Origin of the sequence: Pseudomonas sp. YuFO20 (assembly GCF_035064975.1) — a bacterium.
GTDB classification, from domain to species: Bacteria; Pseudomonadota; Gammaproteobacteria; order Pseudomonadales; family Pseudomonadaceae; genus Aquipseudomonas; species Aquipseudomonas putida_AE.
The window spans coordinates 26,272-46,727 of record NZ_JAXDEO010000006.1 but is presented as its reverse complement, the minus strand read 5'-3'; the positions used below and the strand labels follow the sequence as shown (position 1 = coordinate 46,727).

Genomic DNA, 20,456 nt, shown 5'->3' with positions numbered 1-20,456 from the left:
ATCTGAGTCGGGCTAGTGCCCGGCTCGACGAGGACGAGATCATGAGCAACAAAAACATCTGGTATTTGCCTGGCCCGTTCCACCAGTACCAGGAAGACGTAAAGGCGTTGGCTAAGGAGCATGGCTTGCGCATCATCGACGCTAGCGCTACCGGCAGCCGCGAAAATGCTGCTGATGAAGTGCCCGACGTGACGATCAATGAAGTCGAGCAGCATCCAGTATTGGTTGTAGGCACAGGCAACAGCCAGGCCGAACTGGAAGACCTGATCGGTAAGCTGCGCATCGAAAGCGATACGGTCCGCTCTGTTATTGATGGGCTCGACGCTGGCGAAATCGAAAAGCCGGAAGCCGGCGAGCTCGCAATCCGACTGTTCCAAGCGCTCGATGGCATTCGGCTTCGGATGGAAGATCTGGCCGGTGCGCGTGACGAGCTTGCCCTGGAGAACGAGAATCTACGTAACGAGCTCGCTGCACTTAAGACCGAGGGCCAGGAGGTCGAAGCTCTGAAGGCTAAACTCGATGCCGCCGGTGTGGCGTACCGCGCCAATGCCTCGAAAGAGTCCTTGGAAAGGCTCATCGCCGAACTGCCCGCTGCGTAATTCATTGGCTGCCGGTGAGCCGGTGGCCACTTATTCAGAACTCATTTCAGCGAGTTGATCCATGACGCTCATAATCGAGGACGGCACCAGCAAGTCTGACGCCGAAAGCTACGCAAGCGCCGCGAACCTGGTCATTTACGCCGGTAAGTTTGGCTTGGTCCTTCCTGTGGATGTACCGACACAGGAATCGTTGTTGCGCCGGGCCGCTTTGGCGATGAATGGCATGACTTGGAAAGGGCGCAAGACCAGCAGCGATCAGGCACTGGCCTGGCCGCGGCGGGGCGTTGAGCTGGATTGCGAGATCAAGCCCGACAACTACCTACCGGCGCGAATCCAGTACGGTCAGATGGCCCTGGCCGCCGAGATTTATCAGGACGACATTGATCCGCCAGAGAAACGCAAAGGTGCCGTCACGCTGGAGCGTGTCGAGGGCGCTGTAACTCGCGAATACGCGACAATTTCGAACACCAGCAGCCGGCTGTTGCCGGCGGCGCCGGATCGGCTGAGCGCTACTCAATTTGCCGACTATCTCCAGAAGCGTGGCTTGTTTGCGGTTCGTGCCTAATCATATACCCAAGTCGATTATGAACAACTCCTTAGGGAAAACGTCGATATATGACGGATAAGAGCTCACCTTGATCGCATCGCTGATAGCTAGTAATTCCTCTTCTTGAAATGGCAGGTTTATAGAGATAAGACGGTTTACTAGAGCGTCGTAAATCTCCATTCCCCTTGTTCCCTCTAGCACCTTTTTAAGCCTTACCCGTAAGGAGAACTTTATCGCCACTACCAGTGGATTCTCTGTTCGGATTGCTTCTTGCAGGCTGCGAATTCCTTCATTCAGGTACTCGGATTTTTCCACGTTGTTCATTTTTGCTCCCTGGAGTCGCCTGTATGGGGTTTTACGACGATATGGCCGCTATGGCGCTGGATATGATCTCAGAATTTGGCCAGAAAATAACATTGCGCATCGTTACACCTGGCGGGTATGACCCAGCGACGAGCGAGACGACATCGGAAACGATCACCGAGCAGGAGGGGCAGGGCATCCTGGCCGACTACACCGGCCTGGAGTTCCAGGCGAATAGCCTGATTAAGCAGGGTGACAAGAAGCTGAAACTGGCCGCCAAGGGCCTGACTTCGGCGCCGTCGCTGCTGAACGAGGTAATTGCCGACGGCAAGACGTATTCGATCGTCCCGCCGCTGAAAGAGATCAACCCGGCCGGCACGCCGCTGCTGTATGAACTGCAGGTGCGTGCGTAATGGCCAATAAGATGCAGGCCAAATACGGCGGGAAATCGGGCAACTTCGCCCTGGAGCTGGCCAAGTTCGCCGAGCAGGCGACGGAAGCGATCGACGCCAGCCTGCGCGAGATCATCATCGAGGTCGGCAACTCCCTGATCCGCATGTCGCCGGTCGACAGCGGTCGTTTCCGCGGGAACTGGCATCTGTCCATCGACGTGGTCGAAAGCGTCACGTTTAACGAGCTCGATCCTCAGGGCAAGGAGGCTATTGCCGCTATCGCTGCGGCCGTCAGCGACTTCACGGCCGGTCAGACGGCCTACCTGATCAATAACCTGCCATACGCCATCCCGCTGGAATACGGCCACTCGACGCAGGCGCCCCAGGGCATGGTCAGGGTGACCCTGGCCCGCTTCCAGGCAATCGTCAACCAGGCAGTCAGGAATCAACAGGTATGAGCCATCGAACCATCCGCCAGATCTACGAGGCCCGCCTTGCTGCCTGGGCTGCCGCCAGAACGCCGTTACTGCGCATCGCCTATCAAGGCGTGACATTCACTCAGGCGCCCGGCGAAACCTATCTCGCGGCCTTCACGCTGCCAGCCGGAACCAGCAGCGAGACGTTGGGCGGCGACCATAGGGCCTATACCGGGCTGTTTCAGGTCAACGTCGTGACACCGGCAGGCAGTGGCACCGGCAAAGCCGAGGGCATTGTCGACGAGCTCGCCGCATTGTTCCCGCTGAATGCCCGGCACACCAAGTCAGGCCTAACGGTCATGACTCTGACGCCGGTCGAGCCAGGCCCGGACATCGAGGTCGACAGCAACTTGACCGTTTCCGCGTCGTTCGAGTACCGCGCCGACACCAACTGACCCGCCGCAGAGCAACACCAGAGCCCGCCTTGTGCGGGTTTTTTCATCTGAGCATGAGGAAAACCCATGTCTGTTTCGCTTCCCAACGGCGCGGTAGTTGCCGCCGCCAACACCTACGCGGCGCCGAAGACCATCACCGCCATCAGCAACGCCGCCGAGGCGTCCGTCAGCTCTGTGGCCCACGGCTTCGTGGCTGGTGACATCCTCGAACTGACTTCCGGCTGGTCACGCCTCAATAGCCGCATCGTCCGCGTGAAATCGCAAACGACTGACGCCTACGTGCTCGAAGGCGTGGACACCAGCAACGTCAACCTTTACCCGGTCGGCGGTGGCGCTGGCTCGGCCCGCAAAATCCTGACTTGGGTGCAAATCACTCAGGTGCTGGAGTTCACCACCTCGGGAGGCGAGCAGCAGTTCGTGACCTATTCCTTCCTCGAGGAAGACGTCGAGCACCAGATCCCAACCGTCAAGTCGGCATCGAGCTTCGCCATGACCATCGGCGATGACGCATCGCTGCCCTGGTACTCGCTGCTGTCTGCCGCCAACGATGACCGCGTGCCGCGGGCGGTTCGCATCACCCTGCCGTCGCAGTCGAGCATCCTCTACAACGGGTATGTGACGCTGAACAAAACCCCGACCCTGACCAAGAACGAGATCATGGGCTTGCAGGCGACTGTCTCCCTGACCTCCGAGCCGATGCGCTACTCGGCCTGACCACCATAGCCCGCCCCTGTGCGGGCTTTCTTTTCTGGAGCAGAAAGATGACCGTTAAATTCAGCCTGAAGGCCGCCCCGACGTTCAAAAAGACCGTGGACCTTCCGGTGCATGGCAGTGGCGTCGCCCCCGTCGAGTTCGAATTCAAGCACCGCACCAAGGACGAGCTGAATGCCTGGCTAGAAGGAATCGAGACGAAATCAGACGCCGACGTTTTGGTCGACTGCGTTGCAGGGTGGGATCTCAAGGACAAGTGCACCGCTGCCAGCTTCGAGTTGCTGATCCAGAACTACGCCGGTTCCGGCAAGGTGATCGTGCAGAGCTATATTGACGAGATCCTGCAGGCACGCCGAAAAAACTGATCGACGCTGCCCGTAGGCTGTATGCGAAAGGCCCTGACACAAGCGAGCTGGCCGCGTTCGGCTTCCGCCCGGAGGATATGGGCAGCGACGAATTCGATATTTGGCCCGACAACTGGAAAATCGTTGACGTATTCATGTCGATGGGTACGCAGTGGCGCACAGGAATGAACGGGCCGACCGGGCTGGATTACGGGGTGTTGCCCGACGTGATGCGCCTTCGCGGCGTGCCGAAGGCGGATCGCGCTGAGGTATTCGACTGCATCATGCTGATGGAAGCAGAGGCGCTCAGTCAGATGCGAGAGTCGAAGTGAGCATGTTAAAGTTCGAGGATTAACCAAGGACGAAAACCAATGCGCTCATTCCTCGCCTCACTTTTTCTTGTCGCCGCACTTACCGGCTGCGCTGGCTCACCATTCACTTTTGATCAGGCCCGACAGGTTCGCGTGGGAATGTCCGAGCAACAGGTCACCGAAATTATGGGGCGGCCATACCAGGTTGTATCGAGGGCTGAAGAGCAGACTTGGATCTGGAGTCATGCGAATGGGCTGACCGGAGCAAGCCAAGTTATTTCCTTCAAGATGAAGGACGGCAAGGTCACCGAGGTTCCGGTGATCCCGTCCAGCTTTCAATAGATACGCCTAATACAACACAACCCGCTTCGGCGGGTTTTTTATTGCCTGGAGGAAAGCATGACCTCGATTGCCGAACTGGGCATACGCGTAAATTCTACCGAAGCCGCCCAGGCGGCGACCGACCTCGACAAGCTGGCGCAGTCGGGGGCCAAGGCCGAAAAAGCCACGGTTGGCCTGACCCAGTCGACCGAGAAGTCCGAGAAGTCCTTCAAGGGTATGGGCGAAGGGGCAAAGGGGGCCGAGAAGTCCACTGAAGGATTGACCAAGCAGACCGAAAAGCTCGGGATTTCGGCCAAGCAGACGGCGGCGGCTCTTCGTGGTGTGCCGGCGCAGTTCACCGACATTGCTGTCTCGCTCCAGGGCGGCCAGGCTCCGCTGACGGTCCTCCTGCAACAAGGTGGCCAGCTCAAGGACATGTTCGGCGGCGTAGGGCCAGCGGCTCGGGCGTTGGGCGGCTACGTCGCTGGCCTGGTGAATCCGTTTACCCTGGCGGGCGCTGCCGCTGTGGCCCTGGCCATTGCGTATAACCAAGGCAGCAAGGAGGCGGACGCCTTCAACAATGCGCTGATCCTGACCGGGAAAGTCGCCGGCACCACCGCTGACGCCCTGGGCACCATGGCGCGCAACGTCAGTTCGAGTGTCGGCACCACTGGCGCAGCGGCTGACGTGCTGGCTCAACTGGCCGGCAGCGGCAAGGTCGCAACGGACAGCTTCGAGGAAATCACTGTCGCGGCCCTGTCCATGCAGCAGGCCACCGGCAAGGCTGCCGAGGAAACCGTCGCCGAGTTCGTCAAGATCGGCAAGGACCCGGTCGCCGCAGCGAAAGAGCTGAACGACCAATACCACTTCCTGACCCAGTCGATCTATTCGCAGATCGTGGCAGCCAAGGAAAGCGGGAACACGACCGAAGCGTCTCGCCTGCTGACCGAGGCCTACGCCAACGCCATTCGCAACCGCACGGCAGAAGTCACCGGCAACCTGGGGTTGATCGAACGCGCCTGGCTGGGGATCAAGAACGCCGCCCTGGGCGCGCTTGACGCAACCCTGAATGTTGGCCGGGACAGCACGCTCGGCGAGCAGCTGGCCGATGCCAAGAAGCTCCTTGCAGATCTAACCGCAGGCGGACGCGATGCCGCCAAGGAAGACCCGTTTCGCTACGAGTCGACGACCAAGGAAATCGGCTTTCTCGAAATGCAGATCGAGGCCGAGAAGTCGCTCGCCAAGTTCGTCGGCGATCGGCAGAAGGTCCAGGACGCGGGCGTGGCTGCGGCTGAGCGTGTGGACGCGTTGACGAAGTCGACTTACACCAATGAGCAGAAGCGCGGCGAGGAAATCAAGAAGTACAAGGCCGATCTCGACAAGATCCGGGAGGCCAACCCGAGCGATGCCAGGCTCAATCAGGCGTCGATTGACAAGAACATCGCCAACATCAACGACAAGTACAAGGATGCGAAGGCGCCGAAAGGCCCGACCTTCCGCGAGGATGCCGGCGAGCGACTTCTGACCTCCCTGCGCAGCCAGGAAAGCTCGCTCTCTGCCCAGCTGAAGAGTGACGACAAGCTGACAGAGGCCGAGCGAAAGCGCGCTGAGATCACCCAGCAGATCGCCGACCTCAAGACGCGGTCGGTGCTGACGGCGGATCAAAAAAGCCTGCTGGCCAGCGAATCCGGCATCAAGGCCCAGCTCGACAAGAACGTCGCGGTTGCCGAGGAAGTTCGGCTGCACACCGAGACGATCAAGCTGCAGGAGCGGTCGGCGCAGATTCAGGCCTCGATCGCCTCGGCCTCCGAGAGCAAAAACGACCAGCGCACCACTGAGCTATCGACCATTGGTCTCGGGCGACAGGCGGCTGAACGTGCAGCAGAAGAAGCGGCCACTCGCAAGGAATTTCAGCGCTATCAGGACCAGTTGAACAAGGCCACGCCAAAAGACCAACTGGGCGGCCCGGCCTACACAATCGAGGCGAGCAAGATCCAGGAACAGCTAAACCTGGCTTTAGCTGCCAACGAGGATTACTACGACAGACTCGCAGAAAAGCAGGCCAACTGGAAAAACGGTGCGTCTGATGCGCTTCGGGACTATATGGACGAGGCTCAAAATCTTGCCGGACAGACCTACGACATCATCGGCGGCACCATGGAGGCCCTCACAACGGGCATCGCTGATAGCTTCGCGCAGTCGATAGTCATGGGTGACGAGCTTGGCGAGTCAATGCGTAGACTCGGCCAGACAGTTCTGACCGAAGTCCTCAGCTCAATGATCCAGGTAGGGGTTCGAATCGCTGCAAACACAGCGCTAGAGCAGTCGGGAATAATCGCGGTAACAGGCACAAAAGTCGCAGCTGAAGGAACCAAAACGGCAGCCGAACTGACCAGAATTGGCGCGGTCACCACGGCATCGCTCGCGTCAACCGCTGCTACCACCACCGCCCAAGTGGCAGCTGCGGGCACAACGCTGTCGGCCTGGCTACCGGCTGCATTGGTGGCGTCGGTCGGCTCGTTCGGCGCAGCGGCAATCGTCGGTGGCACTGCGCTGCTGGCGGCATTCGCTCTGACCAAGGGGTTCAAGACCGGCGGCTATACCGGCGACGTTGGCACCAATGACGTGGCGGGCGTGGTGCACGGCAAGGAATACGTGTTCGACGCAGCCAGCACGGCGCGCATCGGCAAAAGCAACCTTGATGCTATCCGTGCCGGGAAGATGGAGGCGCCAAGCCCGGCCGGGATCTACACCGGTTCAGGCCCGGGTGCTGCGGCAAGCGAGACCAAGCCCGCGGCGCCTGGCGGCGTCATCGTCAACCTGCATGAAGACGCCAACCGCGCAGGGCAGGTGCAAACCAGCATCGCGCCGGACGGCAGGCAGCAAGTCGACACCTACGTTTCGGATATTCGCGGCCAGGGCAAGATGGCCAAAACCCTTGAACAAACCTATGGATTGAAGAGAGTGGGGCGATGACGGCACTTGAAACGCTGTACGCCTCTGGCGGCAAAGCCGTGACCATCCCGACGCTTGAACTGTTCTGTATTCCGTGGGCAGCGCCGATTTACATCTGCCAGGGCTTCAACGACATAACTGCGACAACTGAGGCAGGTGTAACCGCGAAGTTCACTGCTGCGGGGTTCGCCGCGGCACTGCCCAAGCGGGATAACAGTGGCAACCAGACGTTGACCTTCGCTATCGACAACGTGACAGGGGAAGCTCAGCAGCTGATCGACAAGGCGCTGGATGCTCGAGCGAATATCGGGCTGGTTTTCCGGATCTTTATCTCGAGCGATCTGACCGCCCCGGCCGAGCGGCCTTATCGAATGAAAGTGCTCAACGGGTTCATGGAGGGGCCGAGCGTGCAACTTAACGCCGGCTACTTCGACCTGATCAACCTCGGCTGGCCACGGCGCAAGTACACCCTGGCCTTCGCGCCCTGCCTTCGGTACATCTAAATGTTCGAAAAATACCTGAACGCTTCCTACGAGGATGGCGGGCGAGGCCCTGCGCGTCTGGACTGCTGGGGCCTGGCTCGACTTGTCCGGCATGAAGTCTACGGCCTGCCCCTGCTACCAAGTTGGGGGCATGTCCGCAACACCATGCCGAAGGCGTTCACCCAGGCGGTGAACGAGGGCGCAGCAGCCATGGAACGCTGTGAGCCTGAGGTCGGCGCGATCGCCTGTATATGGCGCGGGCGGTTCTGCATTCATGTCGCCGTGATCATCGAAGTCGAAGGCCGGCTTCACGGGATGGAAATGAAGCCTTCGGGCGCGACCATCAAGCCGCTGCGCAAATTCCAAGACCAATACCTGACAGTGAGTTATCACCGTGATCGAACTCTACCCGAGCAAACTTGAAGGCCAGCCGCTGGAGCGCCACAAGACCGATCGCGTGATGACCATCGAAAGCTGGCTGGTGGCCAAGGTGCCGAGCTACCAGGTGCGCGAGTCGCCACCGATCAGCATCGAGGTTAACGGCCTGTTTATTGATCCGGCACACTGGGCAAAGGTTGAATTCGGTCCGGCCGACACCGTGCGGATCTATCCTGAGCCGAAGGGTACTGGCCTGGAGATCGCCGCGTGGGCTGTCGTTGCCGCGATCGTTGCTGTCGGCGCGATCATGCTGACGCAGAAGCCGTTGGTCACGCCGAGCACGGCGAACAATGCAGCATCAGGCAAGGGGCTCGGGCTGGCCAAAACCACCGCGAACCAGGTCAAGCTGGGCGATGTGATTCGCGAGTGCGCGGGTAAGAACGAAATATTCCCTGATTACCTCACCCCGACGCGTCGTTACTTCGGCACCGATCCGAAGGTGCAGTGGGTCGAAATGCTGCTCTGCATCGGTGTGGGCGAGTTCGAAATTCAGCCTGGCCAGGTCCGTATTGGTGGGACGCCGATCGCTTCTCTCGGCAGCACGGCCAGCTATGCCATTTATGGACCAGGAGAGTCGGTAGCTGCCGAGCCCGCCAGGCTCTGGTGGCACAATTCGGAAGAGGTCGGATCTACCTCTACAGGTAGCGCAGGCCTAACCCTCACCACCACTACCAACATCGATCAGCAGCTCAATGCAGCAACCGTGCAGTTCAGTGAGTACGTGGTGTCCGTTCCTGTCGGGGCGGGATGGTTTCCGACGGGGTGGGATGCTGGCTTGATCGCCCGGATTGAGGTTCTGTATCCCTACCTGTTCACCGCGCCGGCGGACGGTTCGGCAACCGTTATCAGCGGCGACTATATCCCGATGCTCAAGCCGTTCGTTGGCATGAAGATCGAGGTCACCGGTGCCAATGCCGGCGATTACGTGGTCGCGAGCTATGACCCCTATGTTCCAGCCGTGCCCGCGGTGACCGGCAGTGCTTCCATGGTCACCGGCAGTGCTGCCCCGACACGGTACGACTTCGACGTCACGCCGCTGACATTTACGGTCAGTCGCGGCGCGAGCACCTACTCGGTAACCCTGAGCTCGGCGACAACCAACCTCGCCGGGCTGGTCACCGCGGTAAATGCTGCCCTGGTCAGCACCGGCCTGGTTGCGAGTGCCTCAGGCAGCTTACTGCGGATCGCCGAGTCTGCATCGCCGTACAGCGGTGTTGCCGTGAACCTGGGCGGTTCGTCGTCAACGGTGTTCGGCTCGTCTCCTGTGTTTGTCACGGGAGTGAAGACGGTCACAGCTGCTGATGCCGTGCCTGCCAAAATCACCCTGGCTTACGATGGCGGGGCGCCCGCAGTAGGGCTGCAGACCGGTACGCTGTGGTCGTGCATTGGTTATCGCGATCTTCGGTACCGAATTGCCTCGGTATCGGATGATGCTGTTCAGGATGACGAAAGCACCGCAGATGTCGACGAAAGTCACGGACCGTCAGCGATCACCGTCATTCGGCTGACCGATACCGGCGCCGAAGATGAGGACTGGTTGGGTTACGACGACATCGAAACAAATACAGCCTCGATTACGCTCGATGGCTCGACCACTGAAGGCGACTGGGCAGGGCCGTTTTATGCCTGCCCAGAAGGCGAGACCATTCGCCGCTTTGAAGTGGATTTCTTTTTCCCGCAGGGATTGGTTCGATACACCGAGAAGAACGGGAACATCCGCTCGCACTGGGCGAAAACAGAGGTCCAGTATCGTGATGCTTCGACTGCTGGAGCCTGGACAAGTGTGTCCTACACCTTCACCGCAATGAGCCCTGATCAACAGGGTTACACACGGGCGATTGTGGCGCCGACCTACATCCGGCCAGAGGTCAGGATCCGTAGAATCGGGGACGAGTCACCGGAAAACTTCAAATTCAACCGTGTGCAGTGGTACGGGCTCCGGGGACGAATCGACAAGGCGCCAACGAAATACAACGACTGCACCATCATGGCGCTCTACGTACGCGGCGGCGACAAACTGTCAGCTCAGTCTCAAAACCAGGTGTCGGTGATCGCCACAAGGAAGCTGCCGATTCTGGTGGATGGTTCGTGGAGTGCGCCCGTGGCCACGCGTGACATCGTGCCTTGGGTGAACTACGTCATGAAGTCGGCGGGCGGTACCGATGACGATATGGATATCGACGAGCTGGCACGCTACGGCGCCATCTGGAACGGTCGCGGCGACTATTTCGACTACGCGGTCGAAGACGACAGCACGGTCAAGGAGTGCATCAATGACGCGCTTCTGGCTGGCTTTGCCGAGTTCACCCTTGAGCGCGGCCGGGTGACACCGGTTCGTGATGAGGTCCGCACGCAGATCAGTCATATGTACACGCCTCAAAACATGACCGAGCAGCTCAAACGCAGCTTCACGTTACCAGCTCCCGACGATTACGACGGCGTCGACATCAAGTACATCGACGAGAAGACCCGCGCGACTGAGGTGGTCAGGTGCAGGCTGCCTGGCGACCTCGGTTTGCGTGTGCAAACGGTCACGCTGAAAGGGGTTACCAACCGAGATAAGGCTTGGCGGATCGGGATGCGCATTCGGCGGGCGCAGGTTTACCGCAACAAAAGCTACAGCTGGAGCACTGAGTTTGATGCTTTGAACAGCGGATACCTCAGCTATGACGCGGTTGCCGACGACATTCCTGGTTACGGCCAAAGCTCGATTCTGCTGGGAATTACGACCGGGAATGGCCTCGTACTTCTGGAAAGCTCCGAACCCCTGACTTGGAAGACGGGCGTTTCCCATGTGGTCGGCCTGCGACGACCGGACGGCACCGTCAGTGGGCCTTGGCCTGCAACGCGCCTCGATGACTTCAGGCTCACCATCGCTTCGTTGGATTTTGAACCGGACTTTTCATGGGACATCGATCCGCCGCACCTACTGTTCGGCGAATCGACACGCTGGTGTTATCCGGTGCTGATCTCGTCAATCGACCCAGGCGATCACTCTGCGGATGTCGAGGCGGTGAATTACGACCCGCGTGTTTATGCGGATGACGACAACTTCGCCGACAACTAAGGATCGCGAAATGCTGACAATGCCTAACGGTATTCCGCTGCCGTTGCGAGACGGTTACGGATTCAAACCGACAAGCCCTATCGTCCGCTCTCGATTCGTGAGCGGTCGAGCGAGGAATCGGCGGCGCTACCTGAGTGTGCCAACAGAGGTATCTGTTTCGTGGCTGTGCAATGCCGAACAGGCTCCAATGTTTGAGGGGTGGTGCAAGTGGGGGATCGGCTGGGCCGATTGGTTCATGTGTCCCATCCGAAGCCCGCTCGGCCTGACGATGACGCAGGCCCAGTTCACGGACATCTACGACGGCCCCACGTTGGTGGGCGTCAACCTCTGGCGATACACCGCTGTGTTATCGCTCTTTGAAATGCCGGTTATTTCAGAAGCAGAACTGACCGACATGATGGCAGGGATTGATATCGGGGTGATGAATTCCAACCTGCGCAGCCAGCTGAAGCGCTGGTACACAAAGTCTTGGCCAGGTGCGACGTAGCCCTGGGATTGAGCGCACCGAAATTTCCAGCCCACTACTCAGTGGGCTTTTTTTTGTCTGGAGAAAATATGAGCGGACCTTCGGATCTCGCGAGGCTGACGGCGACGATTGACACAGCGAATGAGCTGTTTCTGTCGGAAGTGCCAGAGATGATCGACGTGGGCGGCGGGGTAATGCGCCCCACCAACGCCAAGGTGTTGGCCGACCTGGCAACGCAGATGACCGGAGCGCTGATCTATACCTCGGTTGTTCTTGGCCTGGCTGGCACTGTTTCGGGTGGAATGTTCAGCGTCAAATCATCTGCTGCAGATGAGTACATCACCCTTTATCGTAATGATGCCGGGGTGCCAGTTCAGCTCGACACCTACCCCAATGCTACCGCCCTGGCGAACGTCGCTGGTCGGATCGCAGGCTATACACCAACTGCTGAGGCAGAAGTCACGGCTCTGGTGGTCGTCAACAAGGAGAGGGGGGTCGTGGCTCGCGTCACGAACAAGAGCCTTGTTCTACCGGCCATGAAGCTATCGGCTGTAGATGGCCGAACCATTCTCAGGAACCAAGAAGGCGGAGCAGTTCTGTATGAAGACGGCCGGCGTGCGCTTTTTGGCTGGATGGAGCATCGCCCTACAACTCGTCAGGGCACCTACGTAACCAACCCTGAAGGGGGGTTGATCTGCGATCTCTCGGGAACTATTAACGTCGATTCGGCGGAGACTGACCCGTTCGCGGCGGGTGTGATGTTCTCACCGCTACTTGTTACAGCCGATGGCTTTGAACAGACGCTATACCTCAAAAACCTGCTTCCCAAGCGCGGCTTGGCACCAAGCGTCACCGTTTCATTGAACAGCACATCAACATCTGCCAGCGAGACAGGGCCTGAACTGAAGCTTTCTCCAGGCAAATACGGCACCGGGGCGGTGCTGAACTTGCGCAGCATTTCGCTTCCTGCGGCACGGCATTTCGCAAATGTTGTGGTGAAGAACGTGCCGGTTCAATCGACTCCCAAAGTCGTGAAGGTGCTGATGATTGGCGACAGTATTGTGAACCGCCAGGGTGGATTTCTGCTGAAGCAGGTGCTGCAGGCGCTCAACATCACTGCCGTGTTTGTCGGCACGCTGCGCGGCTCGTCGAGTGCGAGCGATCCCAACAACTTCACTGGAGAGCTGGGAGAGGGCCGAGAAGGCTGGGAGACGGGCGACTTCACCTACGCGATCGCGGATCGCGCCATAGTTGTCGCGCCGGGCGAGGAGGCTGCCTATACGGCGCTGGCCAAGTCAGATCAAATGTTGCGCAATCCGTTTTTGCGGGCGGCGTCGGGGGGCGATCCTGGCTCGGTGGTGCGTAACGGCTACGTCTTTGACCCGGCGTTCTATCAGAGCCGATTCGGGCTAGAGACCCCTGATGTGGTCATCCATTCGCTTGGCACCAACGATGTGCGCGATCGCAGCGCCGAGACGATCTATGACGCGGTCCTCGCCAATGACACCCTGATTCATTCGCAGATCCGTGCAGCCTGGCCATTGGCCAAGATTGTCCGGATGTTCCCCGGAACCGCGATAAACACCGCTCGCGACGCGCTTTGGGAGTCGCACTACCTGCCAATGCTCCGCGCGATTCAGCAGGCCGCCGCCAACCTCGCGGATTCCAAGTTGATCGTGGCTCCGACCTGGGCACTGACCAATCCCGAAACCGGCTACGCCTTCTCGGCGACTTCGCCAGGGACTGATGGCTTCTACACCGGCGACTGGACGGACGCAATTCACCCTATTCATTCAACACGACAGCGCTTGTACGAGGTCGTCGGCGCTTACTCCGCCGCCGCCTCCCTGAACATCATCTGATCAAATATAGGAAAACTACATATGGGCGTAGCAATCACTACAGACGGCGCAATCACACCAACTCGCTTTGTAATCGCGAATGTTGATCGTGGGCTGGAGCTCTGGCACGAGTTTGATACCAGCGTTTCGAGCTTCAACCTGAACAAAGCGCCAGGTAAACCTAACTCGGTGATTATCGGTTCGCCCGTGGCTTATCCGTCCCACGCACGCTTCAAAGGGTTGAGCAACTTCATTCAAACGATGGTTGGTGATAGCGACGAAGTCACGATCATCGTGGTTGCCCGGAGCGTACTTCTTCCAACAGGCAACGCCGACGGCTCCATTCTGGTTGGTGGGTACACAGGCACTTCGGTAACTCCAGGTATCACCGGGTCGGCGGCGGGCGCTAACATTTACCTGGCCAACCCAACATCAGCTACTGGTTCTGCGAGCCGCAATGATGGTTCGGGAGTTGCCACTGCGGCAGGCGTAAGCGGCAACGGGATTATCCCTACCGGCTGGTCTATTCGCTCTGTGCGTGCGAAAACTGGATCCCCAACTGTTCTGACCGATCATACTGCTGGCCTGACTTTTACCGGTACTAGCTCCCTGCAGCGTGCGCTGAACGGCAACAAGTACCGAATCGGTTCGGGCACATCGGCCTTCACCGGCGAGTGTGATGTCTCCATGGCGGCCATTTTTTCCGCCTACCACAGTGATGCGGAACTCCAGGCGAACCTGGACATGATCCGACTGCGTCTAACGCGACTCGGAATCAACGCTTAAGGGTACCTTAGAATAAAGAACGAGAAAAAACATAAAGTGCGGTCAGTAGCCAAGCTCACCGCACTTCGATTTAGCCAATGTATGGTGGCTTCGCCATTACTGTAACCAGTGCATCGAGCCCATCTTCATGTGTTTTTTTAAGTTGCTTGATTTGAGTTGTCACGCCTGTAAGCCCCAATAGTGATAGGGCGTCCAGCTGCGCTGGAGTGTCGAAAATCAACAGATAAACTCCAGTGTTGGCTGTTCCCATTTGTATTACTATCCCTGTTCCAACTCCTTTTACGTCATGCCCGAGACTGTGCAATAGTCCGCCGAGTTGTTCGGCGTAAGTTTTTGCCTCGAAGTCATGGCCGTTACATTCAATCTGTATCTTCAGCTTTCTATTAATCCTAGCTGAAGAATCTCTGATTTCTTTTTCTGTTTTTTTTGAAATGCTACGTCTTTCTACGGCTTTCTGTAGCTCAAGTCTTTCTTTACGCTCTTTCTCAAGCTTGATCTGAAGCTCGAGATTTTGTTTGGTCAATATTTCAGTGTTCGCATTTGCTTGTGCAGCAGCGTTATTTGCTTCAGCGCTTACGCTATTGGCCTTGGCAATCGCTTCGTCGGAGTAACGCGCCAGAGTTGATGCAGACATGTAAGTAAGTACGCCGGCTATTGCAGTAACAAAGCCAGCCGAAATGGCAATTATGGATGCGTAAGAATTTATCGTGTTAGCTATTTCTTGTGACACGTTAAGCATAGTTTTTTTCTTCATGTTCTTTGCTTTGATGGGGTTGATGGTTTATTTGAACGCTTTTTTATATGGCCATGATTTTTCCACTGATCAGCGCTTATGCTCTGTATTTTGCCCTCTAGCTTAGCGGAATAAGTAGCGACTGGAAGAATTCCTCTATTAATTTTTCCGCCCCGTGCGGTTAATCGCTTGGAAAAAAGTATGCCGATCACCATGCAGCAGTTGTTGCAGATCTTCCCCAACGCCGGCCCAGTTGCCGGCGTTTTTGTGTCCGCGCTAAATGACGCGATGGCACGCTTCAAGATTCAAGGTTCGTTGCGTGTTGCCGCGTTCCTGGCACAGGTCGGGCACGAGTCCGGTCAGTTCCGGTACGTGAAGGAGTTTGGCGGCGACCAGTACCTGAGCAAGTACGATACCGGCACGCTGGCTAAGCGCCTGGGGAATACGCCGGAAGCTGACGGTGACGGCCAGAAGTACCGCGGGCGCGGCCTCATCCAGATCACCGGGTACGACAATTACCTGGCGTGCAGCAAGGCGCTGTTCGGCGACGCTCGCTTGCTGCGCACCCCTGAACTGCTGGAGCAGGCCGAGTGGGCTGCGAAGTCGGCGGCGTGGTTCTGGAGTTCGCGGAAACTTAATGCCCTGGCTGATGCTGGTGAGTTCAGCGCGATCACCCGGCGCATAAATGGAGGCTTAAACGGCTTGGCCGAGCGACTTACCTTCTACAACACTGCGTTGAAGGTGCTGGCATGACCACCATCTGGCTGCGGATCCTTCCTTATATAACTGCGCTGGCGTTTGTAGTCGGCGCGCTGTTCGGGGCCTATCACCGCGGCGTAACGGTTACGGAGGAAAAATGGCAGGGCGAGTGGAGTGCCCGCGACACCCGTGACGCAGTCGCCAATGCGAAAAACGAAGCTACCGAGCGTACAAAAGAACAGGCCTACCAACACTCAATCGATAAGGCGGTTCAAGATGGCCAATAGATCATTGACCAAGTTACAGCTGATGCTGCTGCCGATCGCGCTTCTTCTCACGGGCTGCGCGGGACAGTTGACGACCTTACCCGTCGACTCGCAGCCAGTGAAGCGAGCGGCCATTCCTGCACTGCCTCCGCAAGCAAGACAGCTGCCCGCTACGCCACTGTGCTTGCCGACGTGCTCAAGCGCGCTGACCAGCGAGCGGGCGACCTGGCTGAAGCTGCTGACCAAGCCCGTTCTCGAGGATTGATCTGCGAAGAGGCGTATGACGGGTTGAAGGCGGCGCCTTAATGCCTTCACCACAACGGCTTACGCGTTTTGGGCAATTCTGCTACTAATCCTGCTCCGTTTAATCCACGTCATCGAAGGCTTCTCAATAAAGATATGTATTAGAAGTGATGCCAAGTACGCGCAAACTGTAGCTGTCGCTATCGAAGCGTATGTGCCGAATCCGTGATCCACCAGCACATACATAATGGCGTAGCCAAACAATGCGTGTACTACATAAAGTGGATAGCTGATGTCGGAAAAGTGAGAGAGCACCTTGTTTTCTTTGATGCTGTTTCGAAGCAGGAAGCAGATGTAAAATACGGCCATCGCAATAATGTAGCCGATTATCCATTGTTTTATATAGCTTGCGGGTTCTGCTACTCCCAGCCAAAGGAGTAGAATTAATGCGAATACAGTTGTCTGTAGAATCCAAAATTCCTTTGTGGTTATTTTTCTGTTTAGTAGTGAATAATAGGCTGTCCCTAGCAGAAGCAATAACCCTGCGGCGACCTGAACACCCATAAGGTAGCCTTGTGTCTTAAATGTTAAGGTCGATGCGGCCGCAATAGCCAATGCAGTCGCTAGGTATTTTTTTATGTCGAAATCTAAAACTCTTGCTCCAAATACGCACATTACCAAGTAGAAGTAAATTTCAACTTCCAAAGTCCAACTGATTCCGTCAATTCTATCTACTCCCAACGGAGCGCGGGTAATCACGCCAAAGTGCGCGAGCATGTCCCCGATGGAAAACATGAAAGGCCTGTCTGTATAATATGAAAGGCAATATAGGGAAAGCATTACAACGCAAAATCCAGCTATGTAAACCGGATAAATGCGGATGGCGCGCCGATATAAGAAACCAAGCTTGGTATCACTTCTCAGTGAGAATGGAATCACAAGTCCACTTACGATAAAAAACACGCCTACTCCGAACTGCCCAAAAACAATGCAGTAATCAGATAAGACAGATAGTGGAAATTCTAAGCTAGGAAAGTTCTCTAGCTTAGGCACTTTCATTAGGTCGGAAATTCCAGGATGCATTACCCAGAAAATCCCAATGTAGTGGGATATCAGCACGGCAATCGCGCCGACACCTCGAAGGATGTTGGCAAAAACAATTCTTTCGCTCGTCATGTACATTTCCGACAGGGGTGAAGATCGGCGCCAAGATTACCATTTGTTGCTTTTCAGGTCGCGGATTTGGATGAGGGGAGCGGACGCTGGCGCTAGGCTACCAGGTCTTCTATGAGGATGCCTTGAGGGCCATATGCCTCTACCTTCAGCCGATTAATCAAATGAAATGGAGTCGGAATGGAAGGTGTAGAGCTAAGCCCGAAGATCGAGCGCGAAGCCGACAAGCTTCTTGATCAGATCGCTCGGGCGGATTCGATGATTGTTGCAGCGAAAGCTGGCGCACGCGCTGAGGGGTTCGTTCTTGGCCTGGAATCGGCCCGCGCGCTGAGTGAGGCAACCATTGATCGGCTCTATGTCATCTTCGATTCCGCGACTGAAGAGCGGCTCAGGGCACTGGCCCCAACTTAGAACAAACCGTCTTCCTCGGCTGGCTTGATCAAATCAGGCCCCTGATTGCGCACGTTGCCTATTGCCCGATCTACCTTGAACCACTCGAACGCCTCGGAGGGTTCGCCTTGGTGCATGACCATCTGTTCTGCGCGCTCCTTTGGCGTGGCCGGGTCGAGCCATTCTCGGGCGAGTTCTGGCGATAGCGTCACAGGTCGGCGGTCGTGTATATCGACCATACCGCCAGCGCTGTCGGCGGTGATTATCACAAAGCCGTCGTGCTCGCTGGGCTCATGCTCAGCGTTCGGATATTGGCCGATCGCTGCACACAGGATTGGCGACCGGTTGCGCCGGCGGATCAGGTAGGGCTGCTTCTTCGGTCCGCCTTCATCCACCCATTCGAACCAGTTGTTGATCGCGATGATCGTCCGGTGCGGCCAGATGGCACGGAAGAAAGGGCCGTGACTTTCTCCACCCTGGCATTGATTGGTGCTGCGCGGTCCTTGGCCCAGTGCGGGCGCCACCCCCAGCGCACCATGTCGGCGTGCAGGTATTCGCCTTCCTGGTGAAAGATGGCGAGCTGGGTTGTTGGAGCGGCGTTGAACCGCTCGAGCAGTTGGTCTCCTGAATTTTCGTCATGAGTTGTAGTCCACTACTCTACTCCGTCACTTAATCAAAAATTTATGGAAGTCAGTACCGTGCTAGCCAAAAGAAAGTTAAAGATTAAAGATTCAATATTTTTTATGGCTCCCTTGTCGTTGATGTGTGCCCTATGGTATCAGCCAGCGAGCGCGCAAGAGGTTGGAGGCTGTCAGCTGCCAAACTCCGGAAGGTTAAGTGGTGCCATAGAGTTACAATCGAACTGCACTTACCCGCAAGGCATAACTGTCAGTGACTCTAATACGCATATCGACTGCAAAGGCGCAACGCTGGATGGGAAGCACTCAGAAAAAATAGGAATTCTTATCAGTAGCGAAGGACGCTCTCTGAGAAATGTCAGCGTTAAAAACTGCACGGTAAAGAATTTTTCCCAGACAGGTGTCTTGGTGACGTCAGAAATTCCTAACTACAAAAGATCTAACGATCACGAAAAAAACTACAATGAAACGCCGACTAACGTAACGCTGGACTCTTTGAATGTTTTATCCAATGATGGCGCCGGTGTTTACTTTCACAGTTACGTGTCCAATTCAACTCTGAAAAACTCAAGAATCGAAAAATCTAAAGCGGAAGGCATCTACCTTGACCAAAGCTCGAGGGGGAATCACATACTTAACAATACAATAAAAAACAATGGTGAACTCGACGGTCCCAATAGTGGCCAAAGGGTAGGGCTGGCTATTGATTCCTCCGCCAAAAATCTGGTTGAAAACAATAAGTTTATCGGGAATTTTGGGGGCGGTGTATTTTTATACAAAAACTGCGGTGAAAACTTCAGCAAAGGAATGTCTGTTATTCGATGGCAGCACAGCGATGAAAATACAATAAAAAATAATGTGTTTGATGGCGAAAAAGTAGGAGTCTGGATTGCTTCGCGACAAAGCTCAAATCTTCAGAGAAAAGATTGTGGAGATAAGCCGCTAGATGCAGATGGCAAGTACTACCAAGATTTCGCCAACAATAACACCATTACCGGGAATAAATTCTGCCGAAACAAAACCTATATAAGAGTGGAGGGTGACAATAATACAATCACAAACAATCGATCCGATAATAATGGTAGGTGGGTTGTCGAGCCGACATCTATGAAAACACGCCTAACCGGCATCCCCACAACAGGAAATAAAATCACCAACAACAGCTTTGAAAAGTGTGAAATATAGCTGGCTGGCCAAAAAAATGACTGAACACCTGGCTTTAAAATTGCGATCGCAGTTCGAAGACTTTATCGAAGAAGCCGGCCAATGTACCGCCACTGAGGTCGTTACGGATTATCAGCGGCGGATCAGCCCAGCGTGACGAGCTGTAGGAGGAGGCATTGCGATCGGCAAAGGCTTTCGGCGATTCCTATGCGGCATCCCAAGGCTTTGCCGCTGAGAAGTCACTCCGGAGTCATCATTACCGCGAGCGTCATTTTGATGAACTCCTCGTTCTTGTCGATGGTGTCCAGGGCGCCGCGGACGTTATCGGCGACCTCGGCGCCGCCGTGGTGTTCGACCCAATTGGACAGTTCCATGATGGCGGCTTCCAGGGCGAGTTGGTTTTCGTTGATTTTGAAAAGCAGGGAAGGGAGCAGGTCTGAGTTCGGCATGGGATTTCCTCTATGTCGGAAACCAGCGTAGCAGTCGGCGATACATTGGCTTGAAGGGAGAGGGGTACACATTCGGCAGAACGCCGGAATGGGAGTAAAAAGCTGTCTAAAACTACCTCTGGCTTGCTCGGTTTCATTGACCCGAAAGGCGCCTAAGTCGGGCTAGAGTTTTAGACAAATGACAATGCATATCCTTGAAACACAAGGCCTCTAGGCTATTTCCATAAGTACTGTTGCAGTAGCGGTGCCAGGGGAGCGACGGGCGAG

At 56.4% G+C, this 20,456-nt stretch carries 23 protein-coding genes and 2 pseudogenes; 20 read left to right on the top strand and 5 right to left on the bottom strand.

Features of this window, described 5'->3' with window-relative positions; genetic code table 11:
• Positions 1–41 precede the first annotated feature (41 nt).
• Positions 42–599: a hypothetical protein gene (locus SOP85_RS05015; RefSeq protein WP_323626263.1), complete on the top strand. Its 558-nt coding sequence runs from the start codon at positions 42–44 to the stop codon at positions 597–599.
• Positions 600–660: 61 nt separating this feature from the next.
• Complete coding sequence (locus tag SOP85_RS05010; protein WP_323626262.1) at positions 661–1,164, top strand: DnaT-like ssDNA-binding protein; 504 nt, start codon at positions 661–663, stop codon at positions 1,162–1,164.
• Here the strand turns inward: SOP85_RS05010 and SOP85_RS05005 are convergent, their stop codons facing one another.
• Complete coding sequence (locus tag SOP85_RS05005; RefSeq protein WP_323626261.1) at positions 1,165–1,470, bottom strand: hypothetical protein; 306 nt, start codon at positions 1,468–1,470, stop codon at positions 1,165–1,167. It lies immediately after the preceding gene.
• 23 nt (positions 1,471–1,493) lie between these two features.
• Between SOP85_RS05005 and SOP85_RS05000 the strand changes: the two genes are divergently transcribed.
• The 14 genes from SOP85_RS05000 to SOP85_RS04935 all read left to right on the top strand — a co-directional run bounded on the left by SOP85_RS05000 (position 1,494) and on the right by SOP85_RS04935 (position 14,434).
• Entirely contained in the window at positions 1,494–1,862 is a 369-nt protein-coding gene (locus SOP85_RS05000; protein ID WP_323626260.1) for a hypothetical protein, read from the top strand.
• Between the two features lie 11 nt (positions 1,863–1,873).
• Positions 1,874–2,299, top strand: a complete 426-nt coding sequence (locus tag SOP85_RS04995) for an HK97 gp10 family phage protein (protein ID WP_323626349.1) — start codon at positions 1,874–1,876, stop codon at positions 2,297–2,299.
• Positions 2,296–2,712: a phage tail terminator-like protein gene (locus SOP85_RS04990; RefSeq protein WP_323626259.1), complete on the top strand. Its 417-nt coding sequence runs from the start codon at positions 2,296–2,298 to the stop codon at positions 2,710–2,712. The genes SOP85_RS04995 and SOP85_RS04990 overlap by 4 nt, the downstream gene beginning before the upstream one ends.
• Positions 2,713–2,778: 66 nt before the next feature.
• Complete coding sequence (locus tag SOP85_RS04985) at positions 2,779–3,426, top strand: phage tail protein (RefSeq protein WP_323626258.1); 648 nt, start codon at positions 2,779–2,781, stop codon at positions 3,424–3,426.
• 47 nt (positions 3,427–3,473) lie between these two features.
• Positions 3,474–3,788: a phage tail assembly chaperone gene (locus SOP85_RS04980; protein WP_323626257.1), complete on the top strand. Its 315-nt coding sequence runs from the start codon at positions 3,474–3,476 to the stop codon at positions 3,786–3,788.
• Complete coding sequence (locus SOP85_RS04975) at positions 3,785–4,099, top strand: DUF1799 domain-containing protein (RefSeq protein WP_323626348.1); 315 nt, start codon at positions 3,785–3,787, stop codon at positions 4,097–4,099. Before SOP85_RS04980 ends, SOP85_RS04975 begins: the two co-directional genes overlap by 4 nt.
• 39 nt (positions 4,100–4,138) lie before the next feature.
• Entirely contained in the window at positions 4,139–4,420 is a 282-nt protein-coding gene (gene bamE / locus SOP85_RS04970) for an outer membrane protein assembly factor BamE domain-containing protein (protein WP_323626256.1), read from the top strand.
• A 57-nt stretch (positions 4,421–4,477) separates the two neighbouring features.
• Positions 4,478–7,375: a phage tail length tape measure family protein gene (locus SOP85_RS04965; RefSeq protein ID WP_323626255.1), complete on the top strand. Its 2,898-nt coding sequence runs from the start codon at positions 4,478–4,480 to the stop codon at positions 7,373–7,375.
• Positions 7,372–7,857: a DUF1833 family protein gene (locus tag SOP85_RS04960; RefSeq protein WP_323626254.1), complete on the top strand. Its 486-nt coding sequence runs from the start codon at positions 7,372–7,374 to the stop codon at positions 7,855–7,857. The genes SOP85_RS04965 and SOP85_RS04960 overlap by 4 nt, the downstream gene beginning before the upstream one ends.
• Positions 7,858–8,259: a hypothetical protein gene (locus SOP85_RS04955; protein WP_323626253.1), complete on the top strand. Its 402-nt coding sequence runs from the start codon at positions 7,858–7,860 to the stop codon at positions 8,257–8,259.
• Positions 8,231–11,341: a host specificity factor TipJ family phage tail protein gene (locus SOP85_RS04950; protein ID WP_323626252.1), complete on the top strand. Its 3,111-nt coding sequence runs from the start codon at positions 8,231–8,233 to the stop codon at positions 11,339–11,341. The genes SOP85_RS04955 and SOP85_RS04950 overlap by 29 nt, the downstream gene beginning before the upstream one ends.
• A gap of 10 nt (positions 11,342–11,351) precedes the next feature.
• A complete protein-coding gene (locus tag SOP85_RS04945; protein WP_323626251.1) occupies positions 11,352–11,828 on the top strand; it encodes a hypothetical protein in 477 nt (158 codons plus the stop codon).
• A gap of 68 nt (positions 11,829–11,896) precedes the next feature.
• Entirely contained in the window at positions 11,897–13,669 is a 1,773-nt protein-coding gene (locus tag SOP85_RS04940) for an SGNH/GDSL hydrolase family protein (RefSeq protein WP_323626250.1), read from the top strand.
• 21 nt (positions 13,670–13,690) lie between these two features.
• The gene (locus tag SOP85_RS04935; RefSeq protein WP_323626249.1) at positions 13,691–14,434 is read left to right on the top strand and encodes a hypothetical protein; all 744 of its coding nucleotides are present in this window, start codon (positions 13,691–13,693) and stop codon (positions 14,432–14,434) included.
• A gap of 70 nt (positions 14,435–14,504) precedes the next feature.
• On the opposite strand, the gene SOP85_RS04930 is transcribed toward SOP85_RS04935, so the two are convergent.
• Complete coding sequence (locus tag SOP85_RS04930) at positions 14,505–15,188, bottom strand: hypothetical protein (protein ID WP_323626248.1); 684 nt, start codon at positions 15,186–15,188, stop codon at positions 14,505–14,507.
• A 180-nt stretch (positions 15,189–15,368) separates the two neighbouring features.
• Between SOP85_RS04930 and SOP85_RS04925 the strand changes: the two genes are divergently transcribed.
• Together SOP85_RS04925 and SOP85_RS04920 are read left to right on the top strand one after the other, a co-directional pair.
• A complete protein-coding gene (locus SOP85_RS04925; RefSeq protein ID WP_323626247.1) occupies positions 15,369–15,920 on the top strand; it encodes a glycoside hydrolase family 19 protein in 552 nt (183 codons plus the stop codon).
• A pseudogene (locus SOP85_RS04920) lies at positions 15,917–16,438 on the top strand (DUF2514 family protein). The gene SOP85_RS04925 and the pseudogene SOP85_RS04920 overlap by 4 nt, the downstream one beginning before the upstream one ends.
• A gap of 18 nt (positions 16,439–16,456) precedes the next feature.
• Here SOP85_RS04920 and SOP85_RS04915 read toward each other — a convergent pair.
• The gene (locus SOP85_RS04915; protein WP_323626246.1) at positions 16,457–17,551 is read right to left on the bottom strand and encodes an acyltransferase family protein; all 1,095 of its coding nucleotides are present in this window, start codon (positions 17,549–17,551) and stop codon (positions 16,457–16,459) included.
• A 177-nt stretch (positions 17,552–17,728) separates the two neighbouring features.
• Between SOP85_RS04915 and SOP85_RS04910 the strand changes: the two genes are divergently transcribed.
• The gene (locus SOP85_RS04910) at positions 17,729–17,959 is read left to right on the top strand and encodes a hypothetical protein (RefSeq protein WP_323626245.1); all 231 of its coding nucleotides are present in this window, start codon (positions 17,729–17,731) and stop codon (positions 17,957–17,959) included.
• Here the strand turns inward: SOP85_RS04910 and SOP85_RS04905 are convergent.
• Positions 17,956–18,569 (bottom strand): annotated as a pseudogene (locus SOP85_RS04905) (SOS response-associated peptidase family protein); the annotation flags it as partial. The gene SOP85_RS04910 and the pseudogene SOP85_RS04905 sit on opposite strands and share 4 nt — an antisense overlap.
• Positions 18,570–18,621: 52 nt before the next feature.
• Here SOP85_RS04905 and SOP85_RS04900 point away from each other — a divergent pair.
• Positions 18,622–19,761 (top strand): right-handed parallel beta-helix repeat-containing protein, encoded by a 1,140-nt coding sequence (locus SOP85_RS04900; RefSeq protein ID WP_323626244.1) that lies wholly within the window; start codon positions 18,622–18,624, stop codon positions 19,759–19,761.
• Positions 19,762–19,979: 218 nt separating this feature from the next.
• Here the strand turns inward: SOP85_RS04900 and SOP85_RS04895 are convergent, their stop codons facing one another.
• Positions 19,980–20,189, bottom strand: a complete 210-nt coding sequence (locus tag SOP85_RS04895) for a hypothetical protein (RefSeq protein WP_323626243.1) — start codon at positions 20,187–20,189, stop codon at positions 19,980–19,982.
• Between the last annotated feature and the right edge of the window lie 267 nt (positions 20,190–20,456).